This window comes from Colwellia sp. 6M3 (assembly GCF_014077595.1).
In the GTDB taxonomy this organism is placed as follows: domain Bacteria; phylum Pseudomonadota; class Gammaproteobacteria; order Enterobacterales; family Alteromonadaceae; genus Cognaticolwellia.
In genome coordinates this window covers 1-17947 of record NZ_JACGWF010000083.1, presented here as the reverse complement: position 1 = coordinate 17947, position 17947 = coordinate 1, and the positions used below count along the sequence as shown (strand labels likewise).

Here is a 17947-nt window from a genome sequence, read left to right as displayed (position 1 = left end):
AGCTAATTATGGTAATAACATTTAATAATGCACAATAAAAATCGATATTCTAGCAATAGCCTGATTTTTATATTATGTTAATGATATAGTTAGTTTATTCACAATTTTTAGCACTAAATTTTGTATACATACCCTTATTTAAACAGATTAATTTATTAAATATTTAACACAACATTTAGAGATGTTTTAATGAATAATGAAACAACTGACATCACCCATACAGATATTGAGCGACAGAAATTAATTGACTCTAGCCGTTTTCATGGCGTTCATTGGTTAATACTCGCACTTTCCTCAATTCTAACCGTTGGTGCTTGGTATATTGCCTCAGAACAAGTCAACAAAAGAATAGCAGAACGTTTTGAGCGTGAATCTTTGCATGTAATCGAGCTTGTTAAAGAAAGAATGCAGTTATACGAACACGCATTATGGGGCGCTGTGGCTCATATTGATGCCAATGAATTAGAAATTGATAACAAACAATGGCAAAACTACAGCAATAGTTTGCGAATAGACGAAACATATCCTGGCATTAATGGCTTAGGGGTGATCTATAAAGTAAAAAAAGATCAGCGCTTAAGCTTTATCGAAAAACATAAAAAAAACCGACCTGACTTTGTCGTACACCCATCACACAACGCTTATGAACTTTGGCCTATAACCTTTATTGAACCATTGATAACCAATAAACAAGCTGTTGGTTTAGATGTCGCATTTGAAGAAAACAGATACCTTGGTGTCAAAAAAGCCAGAGATACAGGTCTCGCGCAATTGACCGGCCCTATCACCTTGGTGCAAGATGCAAAAAAAACCCCAGGTTTTCTTTTTTACGCACCTTTTTATAAAAAGGGTATGAGTCATAGTACGATAAGTGAACGACAAGCCGCAATTGAAGGCGTTGCTTATGCCCCCTTCATAATGTCTAAACTTATTTCCGGTACCCTAGCTGTCGATCAACGCCATGTGAGTATAAAAATTAGTGATGCAGGTCAGTCTTTATACAATGATATGGACAATACCCTTGCCGATAAAATAGACCCTAAGCCGTTATTTAGTAAGCGAGTAGATGTAGATTTTTATGGTCGAAAATGGCAAGTTACCATTAACTCAAACTTGAACTTTAGAAAAGCTTCAGGCTCCAACCAACCTTACTTTATATTGGCGGGTGGTGTAGTTATAGACCTTTTACTCTTAGCATTATTCATCGTTTTGTCCAGATCTAACAAACAAGCTCTTATTTATGCTGACGAAATAACGCGTGAATTAAAAATTAAAACAACTCGATTAACTAAGTCAAACCAAGATCTCGAACAATTTGCCTATGTTGCTTCACATGATTTAAAATCACCACTGAATGCGATGAGAAAATTAGTGAGTTGGATAACTGAAGATTGTGACAGTATTTTACCTGACAGCTCTAAAGAGCATTTGAAACTGTTAAACAATCGCAGTGAAAGAATGAATAAATTGCTAGACGACTTACTTGATTATGCCCGTATTGGTCGTCACGAGTTCAAAGCAAAACCTTTAGACTTAAAAGCAACAGCGAATGATATTTTTAGTTTATTAGACCATCCGATCACCTTCAAATTATCAGTTGAAAAACAAGTGTTACTATTACCCAGAACGCCAATAGAGGTAGTACTACGCAACCTAATTTCAAATGCAATAAAGCATCATGATAAAACTGAAGGTCATATTCAAATACACTACAAAGCAGTTAACGACATGCATATTATTAGTGTCGAAGACGACGGTCCAGGTATTCCGGTTGAACTGTTTGATAAAGCCGTTGAAATGTTTCAAACCTTAAGACCACGAGATAAAGTTGAAGGCAGCGGAATGGGCTTGTCGTTATCTAAGAAAAACGGTAGAACATTATGGTGGTAGTTTAACTATTCAATCCGATGGTGTACGTGGTACTACCATCGTAATTACCTGGCCAATTACGATAGAAAAATAACATTAAAAAATAACGCTAAATAGCAATAGAGAAAGGCGAAAATTTAAAAATGAGTGAACAACCTAAAGAAGTAACACTGCTTCTGATTGAAGATGATGATATAGACGCTATGTCGATAACGCGTGCCTTTAAAAAAATGCATATTGGCAACAATATTATCAGGGCAAATGACGGGCAAGAAGGTTTAGATCTGCTGCGCAGTGGCGCCGTACCTTCTCCCTATATCATATTATTAGATCTACAAATGCCACGTTTGAATGGTTTAGAGTTCTTAGAAACAATTCGTGAAGATCCAGAGTTAGCTCAAAGCACAGTATTTGTATTAACAACGTCAAAATCTGATGAAGATATAACCGCTAGTTACAAAAAGAATATTGCCGGCTATTTTGTTAAAGAACAAGTCGGTGAAGGCTTTTTAGATATAGTAAAAATGCTTAAAGGTTATTGGAAAATAGTGCATTTCCCAGAGAGTTAAATTAGCAAGCCAAATAAAACGCATTTACAAGGAATTTAACACGTGAATATATTGATAGTTGATGATGATATCGTTGATCGAGAAAGTATTAAACGAACATTAAATCAATCGACTACCCATTTTAACTTTGTAGAAACCGAGTCTGTAGATGAGGCTTTAATAGCGCTATCAGATAAGAAGTTTGATGCTATTTTACTTGATTACCGTATGCCTAAACGTGACGGTATTGAACTTTTACTCGAGTTACGAAACGCGTCAATGGATGTCAGTGTAGCTGTCATTATGTTAAGTAACTCAGAAGAAACTGAGTTAGCTTTAGAGTGTGTAAGAGCTGGCGCTCAAGATTTTTTATTGAAATCAGAAGTAACTACATCAAGATTACAGCGTGCCATAGTGCAAGCACAAGCAAGGTTTGAATTAGAACAGAAGCTTCATGTTAGTTACCAGCAAGCAAAAAAATTGGCCGAACACGACACCTTAACGGGTTTGTATAATCGTTACTCTTTTGAAGAGGCATTACAATTAAGTATTTTACAAAAATCTCGAGAAGACACCAAATTAGCGCTCACCCTGTTTGACCTTGATAATTTTAAATTTATAAATGACAGTTATGGCCACCATGTTGGCGATGACATATTAAGACAAGTAGCCCAAAGGGTTAATGACTGCTTAAGGGGTAATGAAGTTTTTGCTCGTTTAGGTGGTGACGAATTTGCCATTATCTTAAGTAACTTACAAGCGATTGATAATGCAACTAGAGTTACCAAGCGTATACTGAGTACTTTAGATAAGCCATTTGATATTGCTGGCATTTCAATAAAAGTAACCGCTAGTATCGGCATTGCCATCTATCCGGACAGTACGGTTAATGCCACTGAATTACTTAAACATGCTGATATTGCAATGTACCGTTCTAAAAAGCTTGGTAGAAATCAAATATGTTATTTTGAAGATAAAATGCAAGAACAGTTTCTTCAGCGCTATCAAATAGAAGCTAATTTAATAGGTGCCGTTGAGCGCAATGAATTTATATTGCACTATCAACCCGTTTTTGAAACTACAACATCAACTATCGTTGGTTTTGAAGCATTAATACGCTGGAATTTTCAAAACAAATTACTGTATCCAGATAACTTCATTACTATTGCAGAGTGTTCTCGCGCCATAGTAGATATTGGCCGTTGGGTAATTGATCAAGCTATCTATCAACTTTCGATATGGAATTTACGTGACAACAAAGCCTATTCAATTGCGATTAATTTATCTAGCGTGCAATTATCTGATAAAACGCTATTCCAATTTATTAATAGAACCTTAGACAAGTATCATGTCAATGCTGAACTTATCGAATTTGAATTAACAGAAACAGCCCTGCTTGAAAACAGTGACCAAGCTATTGATACATTAGAGTTGATAAATAATTTGGGTTGTCGAATCGCATTGGATGATTTTGGCAGTGGGTTTTCATCAGTTTCTCATTTACAGAGCTTTCCAATTGACACGGTTAAAATTGATAAGTCATTGATAATGGAATCTGAACAACCAAAAACTAGGGCTTTAATTGAAGGTCTATCTGCAATGTTACATTCATTATCACTTGATATTGTGGCAGAAGGTATTGAGAACAAGAAAAGCTTACAGTTTTGTCAACAACTTAACATTCGACGCGTGCAAGGTTATTATTTTTCTAAACCTTTTGATGCCCGTACGATAGAAAAAATGTACTTATAGTTTTACTCTGCTTTCAAGTAAAACTAAACGCTTTATAGCGCTTAACTTATGGTTTATAAACAATATTTTATTGCAATTGGAGCAGTAAAAACATAACCTGAGTTTATGTTAAGATTACGCAAGTAGTTGATGTAATTTTCCAATAGGCACTGATACTAATTCAGACTTAAATATAGTTATTTAAAGGAAATTATGAAAAATCGTTTTTTAAATACCTCAGCATTGGCACTTTCATTAATTGTACTTTGCCCTCAAACATACGCCGACGTATTTTTGGTGCAAGATCAACAAGGCTTGCCAGTTAAAAATGCCGTGTTAGAGTTTGTGAATACCACTCCCATGTCAACTGTAGTTGCTGAGCCAAATACTTTGATTATGGATCAAGTTGATAAACTTTTTAAGCCTGATGTGTTGGTTATTCAACAAGGTGATTTGGTTGATTTTCCAAACAGTGACAACATTAGGCATCATGTCTATTCATTCTCTTCAGTAAACCCATTTGAGTTAAAACTTTATTCCGGTAAGCCAGAAGCACCGCTGCAATTTAATAAAGCAGGCGTAGCCGTTTTAGGCTGTAATATTCATGACTCCATGGTTGGATACATTTATATCGCTGGTTCAAAACATGTATTGATGACTGACGAGCAAGGCATAGTTAAATTAGACGATGCCATTAAGTACGAAAGTGTCAATGTTTGGCATTCTAGTTCACTTACCAGTGTACAAAACATCAAATACGGTAACTTAACTAAAAAAGCAAACGAGCAGGCTTCGTTTATGATTAACTTAGTCGTTGAATCTCCTGAGCCAAGAAATACCTTCCAAACTATATTCAAGCAGAATGGCGAGTAAAGCTTCCTTACGCTGGCAAATAACCCTACTGGGCGTGTCACTGGTTATTTTAACCGTGACAAGCCTTTTAGCTGTGTCTATTTGGAAATCAGTTACAGCTCACCGCCAACAGATTGATCAAAGAATCACCAGTGCTGAAAATGTACTCATAGAATATTTAAAAGCCAAAGAAGATTTACTCCTTACAGCATCGAAAGTATTAACGGCAGATTTTGGTTTCAAACAGGCAGTTGCGACACGTGACAGAGCTACTATTTCTAGTGTGCTAGAAAACCATAGCTCTCGAATAAATGCGAGCTTAATGATACTAAGTGACTTAAACGGCAAAGTTATTTCCTCTAGTAATCGTCAGCTTAACGTTGACTCTTCTATCATTGAAAACTTAACCACTGAAAAACAAAATTTAAACAAAACTCAGTTAATGTTGCTCGACAATAAGTTATATCAACTCATTGTTTTACCTGTGCAAGCACCAAGAACCATAGCTTATTCCATTATTGGATTCCAAATCGATCAAGCTTTTGTTAACGAATTAAAAAGATTAATGGCGATTGAGGTAAGTTTTTTATCCCAAGACAATCTTATAATATCGTCTTTACAACATCCCGATAAAGCCCATAGTAAACACTTTAAAGAAACGGATAACACTTGGTTATTATTTGAAAGAAAAATTTACGAAAATAAACTCATTGTATTTACTAATGCCCAAGGTAATGAATATACTGCGCAACTTTCTGTAGATCTAACGCCAAGCTATACTGAACTAGATAAATTAGTCGTCATTACTTTATTTATATCATTATTCATTATTGCTATTACAACCGTTGCCTTTAGTATTATTGCAATAAGGCTTACCAAGCCACTTTATCAATTAACGCGCTTAACACGTGATTTTGCTCAAGGTAATTACGAACATAAAGAAATGACTTCTGTAGGCAGTTTAGAAGTTTCCCGTGTGTACGATAGTTTTATTAAAATGGGCGAACGCATTGAAAAACGTGAAAGTGAAATTAATTATCAAGCCAAACATGATTCACTAACCGACGTTTTTAACCGATCTACGTTACTTGATTTACTATCAAATACAATTTCAAACCATGACAACACGACTTATTCATCATTATTGGTTATGGCTATTAATGTTCGTCACTTTAAGCGTATAAATGACAGTTTAGGCTCCGGCATTGGCGATGGCGCACTAAAAGCAATTGCTCAACGTGCTAAAAATATTTATCAGGACAAAACCTTGATGATAGGCCGATTTTCAGGCACTGAATTTTGTTTGGTTATTAAGCTATCGCATGGTGAAAGTTCTGAAGATTTAGTTGAACATTTTTTAAACCAGTTACGTGCCCCGCTGCAAGTGAATAATCTTTGGTTGAATTTAAATTACCGTATAGGTATTTGTACCTTCCCTGAGCAAAGCAACAGTGCAAAAGAAATTATTAGAAGAACGACCATAGCGTTAGAAGCAGCAAGAGCAGAAAACACTACAATAAGAGCCTATAAAGAAGGTGAAGACGAAGCTTATTTAGAAAGATTAAGTTTGCTTGAAGAACTTAGAGAAACAATGAAACGTGACAACGGTGAGTTGTTTATGGTTTATCAGCCTAAGTTAAATTTAGAAAATGGACAAATAGAAAAAGTAGAGTCGTTAATACGTTGGATAAAAACTGATGGCCAATTTGTTTCGCCGGAATTATTTATTCATTTAGCTGAACAGTCTGGTCTTATTATAAAACTGACTCACTGGGTAATTGATACCGTACTTAAGCAGCAACAAGAGTGGCTTGCTAAAAATATAAGACTAAAAGTAGCAATTAATATCTCGGCACAAGATATTTCTCACCCGGACTTTATCGATTATGTTTTTCAAAAAATATCCCAATACAGTATTGACCCTAACTTAATTACATTAGAAATAACAGAACGCGATATTATGACTAATGAAGATCTCGTGGTCAGTAGACTTAAGCATTTGAAAAAGACCGGTATACAAATTTCAGTCGACGATTACGGCATTGGTCAATCTTCTTTAGGTAAGTTAAAACAATTACCTATTGATGAATTAAAAATAGATAAGGCCTTTATACTTGAGCTCGACACTTCAGAAAAAGACCAATATATTGTAAAATCGACCATAGAGTTAAGCCACCAGTTGGGTTTAAGTGTGGTGGCAGAAGGTGTAGAAAATAAAGCATCATTGGATATGCTCAAATCGATGAAATGTAACCACGTTCAAGGTTATTTTATTTCTCGCCCAATTAAATCAGCAGACTTACTAATATGGTTAGATGATTATGAATAAATTTACCCCATTACTCTATGCGTGTTTTTTTAGTGTTTTTTCGGCTAACTGTTTAGCCGAAGGAAAAATACTTGCCACACCAGGTGTTTCACAAATTGAAGGTTCGGGTGGTGGTGGTATTGTTCCTTGGGCGCAATTAGCCGGTTATGCAACCGAGGACAGTGTTTCAGCCAGTGCTTCATGCAGCCAAGTTACCGTAAAAGATTTCTCATTAGATAGCTGTGGTGTACAAGCAAATTTTTATGACAAAGTCGAGTTGTCTTATGCGAAGCAAACCTTTGAAGTAAACCCACTTAATCTTGATTTAAAACAAACGATTATTGGTGCAAAAATTAACTTATTTGGTGATTTGGTTTACACATCAATGCCACAAGTGAGTTTAGGTATTCAATCAAAAAGATTAAAAACAAGTGATGTAGCCTTCGCACTCGGTGCAGAGAAAGATTCGGGTACTGATGTATATATTGCGGCCAGTAAGTTGCATTTAGGGTTTATTAATGGCTATAACTGGTTATGGAATATTACTGCAAGGCATACTAAAAGTAACCAAATTGGCTTGTTAGGTTTTGGCGGTGCTAATGAAAGAAATAAAGTTCAATTGGAAGCATCAACGGCGATTTTACTGAATAGACATTTAGCTGTAGGGGTTGAGTTTAGGCAAAAACCCGATAACTTAGGCTTAGGTGAAAACCACTGGAAGGATGTTTTTGTGGCATGGTTTCCAAATAAACACTTCAGCGTTACTTTAGCCTATGTTGATTTGGGCAGCATAGCTGCTATCGATAAACAAACTGGCTGGTATTTATCTACTATGTGGTACCTATAATGAAAATTGAAATGACAACAATAACAAAATCAGCGCTGTTAATGCTTTTAGTTGGCTGTATTTCTTGCGCTTCGCCTAATAATACCGCTGTTGATAATGAACCTAGTCTCTATCAACAAATAGGTGAAAAACCCGCTATTGATAAAATCATTGATAATTTAGTCAACATTATTGGCCAAGATGAAGTAGTTTTCGCGCACTTTGCTCAAAGTAATGTCACCAATTTTAAAGAAAAATTATCGGTGTATTTATGCCATATCACAGATGGACCATGTCAGTATAATGGCGATACTATGCAAGATATTCATCGAGGCATGTATATCGATACAAATCAGTTTAATCACTTTGTAGAATTGTTTATCAGCGCAATGGACGAAGCTAATATTAGCTACCCGATTCAAAATCAATTATTAGCACGACTTGCACCGCTGAGAGAAAGCATTTTTAAAATGTAATTCATATTAACGCTAGCAAATACACTGTAAAGCTAGCGTTTAGATTTTTCCCCTTCGTGTCTATCACACGCTTTAAAAGTCATTTCAGTTAGTTACTAGTGAATGTATTAGCTTTTAGTATTTGGCTCAATTTGGCTGGGCTCAGTGGCGCTAGCTTCAACTTTACCATTAAGGTTATCATTAACTGTTGCTGATACAGGGAAAGCCGCAGTTGCTGTTCCTGCGTATAAGCTAACATGTGGAAATGGTATTTCAATGCCCTGTTGATCAAAGGCGTTTTTAATCTCTGTATACATACTATTTTTCAACGCTAAAAAGTTCTCCCGTCTCGACCACACAGAAAACTGAATATCAATCGACGAACTACCAAAGCCAGTTAATATAAAAACGGGAGCCGGCTCTTCTAAACAAATTAAATTTTTCGACGCTAGATCTAGCAATAGATTACGCACTTTCTCAATATCTTCTTTGTAAGCGATACCAATTTTTAAATCAGCACGGCGAATAGGATATTTAGTTAACGTAGTAACGGCACTTTTGATCATGCTTTCATTCGGAATACGAACAAACAGATTGTCAAATGTGCGTAACTTAACCGACAGTAAGTCTATCGAAATAACCTCTCCGGTGATGTCGTTAACTTTAATAACATCCGTAATAGAAAATGGTCGCTCGATCATCAAAAATAAACCACTAATGAGGTTTGAGGCAGACGTTTGAGATGCAAAGCCTAAAGCAACAGTAAAAATTCCCGCTGCTCCCAACATTATACTGAGATCAATACCTACGTTATCTAATGCTGAAATGGTGACTAAGGCTAAAAGCCCATAAAAAACCAACCTTTTTAAAAATAGCTGTCCATGCGCTGTCAGTTTATGTTTTGCGAGTTTAACCACTGCAGTGCTGATTAATTTAGCTATTATAAAGCCTATAATAAACAATAAAAGTGCCTGACATAGTGCAAATAAATGTGAGGCTTTAAGAAGATCGATAAACGCTATAATGTCTTTCACAATAATTCTCTTTATTAAGCAAATAAACTACTAATACTACGTATCAGTATACTTTGTTCTGAAGCCACTCTGGGGTTACTCACTAAGACTGAGGATATCGCTTCAACGGGGGCGTGTTTATCAAGGTGTAATTCAACATTATCGATATGACTACCACGGTGCACCGATATACCTGTAGTCCAAAGCTGAGACGCTTCATCTGAATATAAATGCAATAATGTCACCGGCACATTAATACGCTCTATGGTTAAAGATTCACTATGGTTATTAATTACAGTGATCGGAGTAATTGCCCTATGCGCTCTTTTTTCGATATTAGTTAATTGAATACGAGCTGCAGTATATTTTGCGTAACAAATTTGCCCGATACGTGTCGATGGTCCAAACCAGGAGTCCGAAGGCCGCCAAAAAGGAAGATCTAATAGCTTCTCACCTTTAGGCTGTAATTTAGCTGAAAACCAAATAGGCGTACTAACATATAAGCGCGCTTTTTCTCCTGCAAGCAAAGTTAAAGGTGTGTCTGGTCTTGCCACAACGGAGCGATCGGCAAGCAAAGGCAATACTTGTATTCTCTCTGACGTGCTTTGTTGTAGGTATCGACCAAATTTTGCTTGCTCTATACAACAATCTTCAACAGGCTCACCAACGACCATGTCCTCGTCATTTTCAACATCAGATTCTAAATTCCAGCTATTCCATTCATTTTCGAAGCGTTGTAATATTATTGACCTATCGCCGAGTCGCCAGCAACGTTGTTGTTTAAGGTTAAACGTAAACTCACCCCACCAAGCATTTTCTGCCATTTTACTTATCTCTACTTTAAATTTTTGTTAACTTAATGGCATTTATAGTGCCTAAAAATGATTGATTATTGATGCTAGCTTTTACTATCACCCATGTATTTCCTTACTTGGAAAAAGCAGAGAAATTAATAACTTTATTTACTACAAAGTAAACTTACTATTGAATTGAAATGGGATAACAATAGCTTTCTATATTTATAGATTATGCTATCTTAAGGCACTTGTGTATATACCCAATGCCGCTTACAAACTGGCTTTTATCGCTATTAATCATTTACTCCCCCAAAGGAACGTTTCATGACAACATTACACATTGTTTTGTCAGATTTGGAAGTTACTCACGCCACTCTTTCGAAAATAACTTTGCTGCAAAATAAACTTTCAGCAAATGTTATATGGTATTTACATCATCACCAACGGTTATTTGATCGACGTTATTTTACTCATGAATTGGCCGGTATTTCGGGTGAGTTACAAGCAAACCATGAGAGTAAAATTGCTCAAATTGAACTAAAAATTAAAAAGCATTTTCCAAAGTCTAGTGTTTATCAGTGCAAAGATAAATACTGGTCAAAACAAGTGAATAGTAACGCAACCAAACTAGACCCAATTGTTATTGTTCGATCTAAAACTGGCCTGACTTCTGCTGATAATCAACATATCAGCCAGAATAAAAGTACCGTGTTTATTATCAATCAAGAGAAATGGTACTCAGATGGCAAAGCCGTTGGGGCGATAGACCCTTTTCATGAAGATGATGAGGATAATAAGTCTGATATGAAAGTCGTTGAATTTATGCGTAAATGGTGCACGCCTGCTGAACAATCAGAGCCATACCTACTACATGTAATACATATTCCACCTTTGGCGATAGAATACGAAAAACAAATTGAAGCGCTACATAAAGAACAAATTTATCGCTTTGCTAAAACAATTAAGTGTTCAAAAAGTGTAATATCATTCACCCGTGGTACACCTGAAGACGCTTTATTATCATACGCTGACAATAACAAAGTAGACTTTATCGTTTTAGGATGTAGAGAGCACAGTTTATTTGATAAGTGGCTTAACGGTTCAACCATTTCAGCACTACTTAGCCACCAAAGTTGTGATCTAGTGTTAATTAATACACCTTAATTATCAGCGTTGTGCCTAATGACCGAATGAAAAAATCAAATTTTTTGGTTATTCATTAACATATTAGGCATAGGTTTTTTTAAGCTATTTATTTGATAATAAAAAATAAATCGCCAAATCCCCATAATAAAGTACCGGTAATAAGTAACGATACTTCTAGAATACCGAGCTGTAACCTTACAGCTTGCAATATTTTTTCGGTTTTTTCTTCAAAGTCATCTTCAATAGTTTGAATTTTGCTTTCCATATTTTCATTTGAAACTTTTAGTCTACGCAGATTTCTTTTTGCGCGAGCCAGTGTGATCCTATGATGAAAATTAAGCCGCCCTATCAATAAGCGCTCTTGTATTATGCCGCCCAGCCCTGACCAAACACCCAGTACGGCAATTAAACAGCCACTGCGAGAAAGCCACTCTAAACCCGCATATTGGATAATGGATAAATAAACACCAAGCGTTGCAATGAGTATCGCTAACAACCAGTTAATTAATGGGTGACGTCTTGGAATGCTCACCGCCGCAACTAAAACTTCTGATGTTGCGTTATTTGCATTTGTTAAATCTGCTGACATAAATACCTTTTTGTTTTTGTGACCACTTAGTCTTGATCTTTTTTGTTATTTTTATCTTTAGTCGTCGAAAACTGTTTTTTATAGTTAATATTAGCACTTATTTCTTCACCGCTTATCGCTTCAAAAGATATATTCGGTGATAGTTTATATTCTATGCTCCACCCTGCTTGTAAGCCACTTTCAGAATCTATGTTGGTGCCGTAGCCAATATTTAAGCGGTCGTTAATCTTCGCCGCAATATCAACACGTGTGCTATTACCGTTACTGCCACTTTTACTGGTAAATGCAACATCTTTAAGACCTAGCTGGTCTCCTATTTTTTGTACTAATTTGTTAGCACTTTCTACGCCTAAACTAATAGCCGCACTGGTTAAGGCATTGCCCTCTTGTTGCGATAAAGAGTCTAAGTTTCGACCCGTTATTAGTAAGGATAAAATATTTTCATCAGCCATAGTCGGCTCCGAAAATAAAGTTAAACGAGGTTTTTGTATGGTGCCATCGGCAATAATGCCCACTTTTATATCATCGACCATTCTAATTGCACGAAATTGTATACTCGGATTAGCCGCGGTACCCAAAAACAATAATTGCCCTTGCTCTATAGTCAATGTTTGCTTGTATGCTTCAAACTTACCGTCTTTTAAATCTAATCGGCCATTAAGCGTTAGGGCTTGTCCGGTTATAAGGGTTGAAGATAGGTTACCTTGTATTTCACTTGATAAACCAAAGCCACTAATTTTAACATTATCTCCTGCCGACAACGTCAGAGAGATATCATAATCAAATGGAGAATCTGTAACGGTTTGCGCGTTTTCATCAATAATAACTTGATCTTCAGAAACATTAATTGCAGATTTTGGTAATGATGCTACTTTGATATCAGCCTGATCTACAACCAAATTACCGTTAACAGTTAAATGATTATTCTCGAACTTTGCTTTTAGCATAGGTGAAACAATTAATTTATTTTCATTATTATTTACCAACGTAACTTGTTGACCTTCGACGGTTAAATTTGCTTTTATCGGCGCAGATATCTTAGCATCGCCGGCAATAGTTAATGCCCCTTGTGGATTTTGTAATTCGCCCAACAATACAATGCTATCTTGCTGACTGCTTAATTTTATTTTGCTGTTACTAATATCTAAGCCATATTCATCAATAACTAAATGGTTAATATCGACTATACCTTCACCATCAATAATGGGCTTTTGTAATGTGCCTGCTAAGGTGAAATTTTGTACTAAACTGAGGTCAATTTTATCTAACCCTTTCTGCCATTGTTTGAGCCAGTCAAATTCTTTTAAACTGAGTGATAAGTCACCACTTATCTTTGCAGAGTCAACTAAAGGCCAATCACTGCTTAATTGAGCGGTTATTTCATCTTCGCCTGGTAAACGAATATTCAGTCGTGAACTAACTCTGTTTTGTAACCACTGACCTTGAAGTTTAAATTGTGTAATAGTTAATAAATGCTTTGAAAAATCGGTATCAGCTTTGATTTTTTCATCGGGAATATTAAACTTAATATCTGGTTGTTCTAAATTAAAATCGACTTTAAAATCAGGCGTAATCGACAGCACAAGCTCGCCCTTAGGCATCACAACTTCAGATTGCGATTGTGGTAAGACTATCTGGGTATTTATGGTTTCCCATTGAGTAATTAAAGCAATATCGTCCTGCTTCTGCTGGGTATTGACCGAAAATTCTTCTGCTTGCAATTGAATTTGTGCTGACTGCCATTTAAAGCTTGGGATTGTTATATTGGCATTAAATTTTTCAAGTTTCTTGGCATGTCCTGTTATCGATAAATTACCATTAACCGTGCCCTCTATGCTTTGTAATTCATGCGTTGGACTTGCGAGTAGTATTGATTGCCATGCTTGAATTTGTTTAAAAACTGGCGACATTGCCCATTGATTAAATATTAAATTAGCTGACCATTGCTGAGTTTTATTTTCCGCATTAATACACAGTTTTCCAACACCGCTAAGACATAGGTTTTTAACCCGCTGCGTATCTGAGCCCAAAAGCAACTGTTCGCTTGTAATTAAAACATTTTCTTTTTGATTTAAAGCTTTAAATTCAAGGTTATTAATTTGCCAAATTGCGCTAGCTAAATTACTTTCAGGACTCAAGGGTTCAGCATTTTCTTGTAGAATTTTACCGTCAAGTGTTAAGTTAACATCAGTGTTCTCTGCTAATTTAGCCTTTACTAACATATTATGTTTTTCAGGTAATCCTGAAAAATTTAATGAAGCTAGTTCAACAACATTATCGTTAACAGTAAATGAGCCTGCGTTAACATTGGCTAGCCACTTTTCACCAAAATCCAGTGACCAATCAATGTTTTTACCAACAAAGTTGGGTAAAGCTAAATGCTCAATTTTTCCTTCGCTGGTAGCTGCCCAAAAAGATTGTTGTTTTTCAACTTGCCAATTTGCTTTGATATTAGCAATTTCTAAAGAATTTATTAAATCTAATGAGCGACCTTCAATGCTGCCATTAAACGATAAGTTTTCAGTGGTTGGGTTATCGATGTTTACCTCGCCTTGCACATTGGCTGTCAACTCACCCAATATAATCTCATGACTTTTAAGGTTTAAAATACCTTGGTTAACATTCATTTCAAGGTTCGCCAACACCGGCCACGCGGCTTTTATTGTCGAACTTTTATGGTTAACTGTGTCTGGAAAGGCTTGTTTTATTGAAGCGGCTATTTGTGCTTCTTTAAGTTCGCTTTTTAACAAGAGAGAAACGGCTAAATGTGAGCGCCAATTAAGTACATTGTCGAGCGTTGTATTAACATCTAAACTAATCGGTTCAAATGCTTGCCAAGTAGCGGTAGTTTGTAAGTTTGCGGTAAGTTCAGGCCAATTAAGAGCAAATTTACCGGACAACTTTTCAACAGTTATGTTGTCATCGCTCAATGCCACTTGTTGTTTTTCAGCGGTTAAACGGCCATTTTTTATAAACAAACCTTGATCATAATACCAATCAGCAGAGACTAATAATTGGTTGGGCGATTGCAACTGCAAGGTTAAGGTTGATGATTCACTCATTCGTCCTTTTGTTTTTGCATTAACCGACAGCTTTGGTCCTTGTACACTTAAACCGAGTTGATGTTGCCATTTTTTTCGCATATCAACATAGCCAGATACTGCAAGGTTATGCTCGTCATATGTTAACGTTAATTCACTAACACTGGCTTTATTGCCCACAAGCGCCAATTTTTTCAAACTTAACTGCTTTATATTGTACTGGGCATTTACGGTAAGTTTGTTGTTGGCAGTATTTGTTGTTTCAGGTGATATAACTTGATAGTTAATGGTATTAATTGCTGCCTGTTGGATCTTAATCTCAATAGGAAATTCAACGGCGTTTAACGCAGGTAAAATTGCTTGAGGTTCACCTGTTTTTTTATCACCATCACTTGATAAATTGAAAGCATTTATCGTGATGTTATCGCAAACGACCACCCTATCGAGCAAATACAGCCACTGACAATCAACAACAATATCGGTAACGTGAATTTTTGTCTCAGGTTGTTGCCACTTAAATTCTGATAGCTGTACACGCGAGCTTAATGTGCCACTGACTTTACCTATGCTTAGCGCTTTGGGTTGAAATTGTGCACCGCGATTGACTAACCATTGTAGACCTGACTCCGTGGTATAAAACCAGGTTAGTAATAACAATATAATCGCCACTAACGCAGTAAAAGCGACGCTCAGCCAAGTTAGTATGGCTTTCTTTTTAAACGGTTTCATAGATCAGGCCCTATGGTGACATGAAAACGCCATGCTTTATTTCCGTCAAGTGCCTTCGCGATATCTAGGCGAATAGCACCAATCGGTGTAACCCACCTTAAGCCTGTACCAACTGACTTTTGCAACTCCCAGTCTTTCCAATCATTAAAAGCATTACCTTGGTCGGAAAATATCGCCCAACGAAAGCTTTCATAAAATAAATAATCAACTTCAATGCCCGAGGTTAATATATGCTTACCACCAATGGATACATCGTTATCAGTCGGCGATAAGCTTTGATGTTTATAACCACGTACAGATACGTCACCGCCGGCAAAAAATCGATAGGTTGATGGCATTGAACTCGTAAAATCTTCGGTATCCATTAGTGTTGAACCGATACGAGCGCGCAACAGTAAACGCCAATCATCATTTAATGACCAAATACGTTTTACTTTCTGATCTGTTTGTAAAAATTCGATGTCGGGATTGCTCAATTGCTTGGTACTAAATCGAATGATACTTTGCCAACGCCAGCCCTCAACCGCCGAAAAGGGATCGGTCACACTGTAATAGTTAGTCTGCCATGAAGGAACAATATATTTAAGACTTTGGTTTACATCAGCTTCTGATTCTAGTTGCTCTTGTGCCATAACAATAGACCATTGACTCGACCAATGAGCATTAATTTTATTCGCTAATACCGACTCTAAAGTTAAAATATTACTGCGACCAATTTCTTCATCTTTAACCTCATAACTGACTAGGTTTATCCACTGGCTACTGGCTTTTTCTAACGGGATTTGATACTGAAATGTCGCATGTAAATTAGCTTTATTTAATTTAACTTCATTAAAGTCGATAGAAGCAACATATTGATGTGCCCTGTTGTTTACCCTTCTATTTCTCCAACTAACACCAAGTTTTCCTCCACTATCAGTACCGTAGCCTAATAACGTTTTAAGCTCATACTTGTCGGTATCGAGTATTGAAAGGTTAACATCGACACTTTTTGTTGCATGGTCGACTGACTGATCAACCACAACCGATTTAAAAAAACCAGAACGGTTCAGTGCTTGTTGACTAGCAACAATGTCTAATTGGCTGTAGGCATCACCTTCACGAATAGTTGAATAACTGTTAACTAAATCGTGAGATAAAACCGTACCTTCAATGGAGATCTTATGGATGGTATATCGAGCGCCGCAATTAAAAATCCAATCAACATTTGCTTGTAGTTCTGCTATATCAACATTTAAAGCACTTTTGGCAAAAGTAGCATTTAATAAACCTAACTCTTGTGCTTGACGTTGTACCCGTGATTTAAATTGACTGTAATCGCCATGGTTAATTATTTTATCCTTGGTAAACGGGTGTTTAGCGACAAGCTGTGACATTTCTTTCGATTCTATTTCACAATTGAGCGCAATACTGCTGTTATTCCACCGAACAGGTTTATTTAGCTCAATGCTCAATACCTTCCCTTTTTGATCTTCTGACAACGTTAAAGCGGGCTGATAATAGCCTAATGCTTGTAGTGCACTGCGCGCTTTACTTAAAATATAATTGTCAGATTGAGGGAAACCAAGCAAAGACAAAGGAATAACATTTTCGTTACTGCTTAAACTACGATAAATATTAGTTTTAAAGGTTGTTTCAACACCAATAATATTGAGATGTGTGCCTGAATTAATGCCCGGGTCAGCTGCAATTACTTTGGACGTAGTTACCAGTAAAAGTAATGTAATATATGTATAAAATAATCGGCTAATGTATGGGTAATTCAGATATTTCAATATTTTTCCATGGCTGATTAACTGATGATAACAACAAAGCGGAATATAATTATGACGACTTTGTTTCATGAGATCATTATTTAATTACTATTTAGCTGAAATCTTAATAAAACATAGTTGTTATAAAATAAAGTAGTTTACACTATCGTTAAAATTACAAACTTTCCACATTGTTTTATTCAATACTTTAACAACTTTGCAAACAGTAGATTGTTTTGTCATTACACTTAATTTTATACAATATTTTAAAAGGTTAACAGCTATGCAC

The 17947-nt window shown here is 36.2% G+C and carries 13 protein-coding genes; 8 read left to right on the top strand and 5 right to left on the bottom strand.

The genetic code is table 11. From position 1 onward, the window contains the following. Positions 1–189 precede the first annotated feature (189 nt). The 7 genes from H4J50_RS15220 to H4J50_RS15190 all read left to right on the top strand — a co-directional run bounded on the left by H4J50_RS15220 (position 190) and on the right by H4J50_RS15190 (position 8610). Positions 190–1890: a CHASE domain-containing protein gene (locus tag H4J50_RS15220; RefSeq protein ID WP_220466258.1), complete on the top strand. Its 1701-nt coding sequence runs from the start codon at positions 190–192 to the stop codon at positions 1888–1890. A gap of 122 nt (positions 1891–2012) precedes the next feature. Beyond that, on the top strand, positions 2013–2438 hold the full coding sequence (locus H4J50_RS15215) for a response regulator (protein ID WP_182257238.1): 426 nt from the start codon (positions 2013–2015) through the stop codon (positions 2436–2438). 42 nt (positions 2439–2480) lie between these two features. Beyond that, positions 2481–4169, top strand: a complete 1689-nt coding sequence (locus H4J50_RS15210) for a bifunctional diguanylate cyclase/phosphodiesterase (RefSeq protein ID WP_182257237.1) — start codon at positions 2481–2483, stop codon at positions 4167–4169. 192 nt (positions 4170–4361) lie between these two features. Next, positions 4362–5021, top strand: a complete 660-nt coding sequence (locus H4J50_RS15205; protein ID WP_108455894.1) for a methylamine utilization protein — start codon at positions 4362–4364, stop codon at positions 5019–5021. A 73-nt stretch (positions 5022–5094) separates the two neighbouring features. After that, a complete protein-coding gene (locus H4J50_RS15200; RefSeq protein ID WP_182257236.1) occupies positions 5095–7329 on the top strand; it encodes an EAL domain-containing protein in 2235 nt (744 codons plus the stop codon). Then, positions 7322–8155, top strand: a complete 834-nt coding sequence (locus H4J50_RS15195; RefSeq protein ID WP_182257235.1) for a DUF3034 family protein — start codon at positions 7322–7324, stop codon at positions 8153–8155. Before H4J50_RS15200 ends, H4J50_RS15195 begins: the two co-directional genes overlap by 8 nt. Beyond that, positions 8155–8610 carry a group 1 truncated hemoglobin gene (locus H4J50_RS15190; RefSeq protein ID WP_182257234.1) on the top strand — a complete coding sequence of 152 codons (456 nt, stop codon included), beginning with the start codon at positions 8155–8157 and terminating at the stop codon, positions 8608–8610. The genes H4J50_RS15195 and H4J50_RS15190 overlap by 1 nt, the downstream gene beginning before the upstream one ends. 107 nt (positions 8611–8717) lie before the next feature. Here H4J50_RS15190 and H4J50_RS15185 read toward each other — a convergent pair whose 3' ends face one another. Beyond that, complete coding sequence (locus H4J50_RS15185; RefSeq protein ID WP_182257233.1) at positions 8718–9623, bottom strand: mechanosensitive ion channel family protein; 906 nt, start codon at positions 9621–9623, stop codon at positions 8718–8720. Between the two features lie 14 nt (positions 9624–9637). Then, positions 9638–10426 (bottom strand): hypothetical protein, encoded by a 789-nt coding sequence (locus tag H4J50_RS15180; protein ID WP_182257232.1) that lies wholly within the window; start codon positions 10424–10426, stop codon positions 9638–9640. A 297-nt stretch (positions 10427–10723) separates the two neighbouring features. Here H4J50_RS15180 and H4J50_RS15175 point away from each other — a divergent pair, with 297 nt between their 5' ends. Further along, entirely contained in the window at positions 10724–11563 is an 840-nt protein-coding gene (locus H4J50_RS15175) for a universal stress protein (RefSeq protein ID WP_182257231.1), read from the top strand. Positions 11564–11651: 88 nt separating this feature from the next. On the opposite strand, the gene H4J50_RS15170 is transcribed toward H4J50_RS15175, so the two are convergent. The 3 genes from H4J50_RS15170 to H4J50_RS15160 are packed head-to-tail and all read right to left on the bottom strand — an operon-like array spanning position 11652 to position 17679. Beyond that, positions 11652–12134 (bottom strand): hypothetical protein, encoded by a 483-nt coding sequence (locus H4J50_RS15170; protein ID WP_108455887.1) that lies wholly within the window; start codon positions 12132–12134, stop codon positions 11652–11654. 26 nt (positions 12135–12160) lie between these two features. Further along, the gene (locus H4J50_RS15165; RefSeq protein WP_182257230.1) at positions 12161–15904 is read right to left on the bottom strand and encodes a translocation/assembly module TamB domain-containing protein; all 3744 of its coding nucleotides are present in this window, start codon (positions 15902–15904) and stop codon (positions 12161–12163) included. Further along, positions 15901–17679 carry an autotransporter assembly complex family protein gene (locus tag H4J50_RS15160; RefSeq protein ID WP_182257229.1) on the bottom strand — a complete coding sequence of 593 codons (1779 nt, stop codon included), beginning with the start codon at positions 17677–17679 and terminating at the stop codon, positions 15901–15903. The genes H4J50_RS15165 and H4J50_RS15160 overlap by 4 nt, the downstream gene beginning before the upstream one ends. Positions 17680–17947 lie beyond the last annotated feature (268 nt).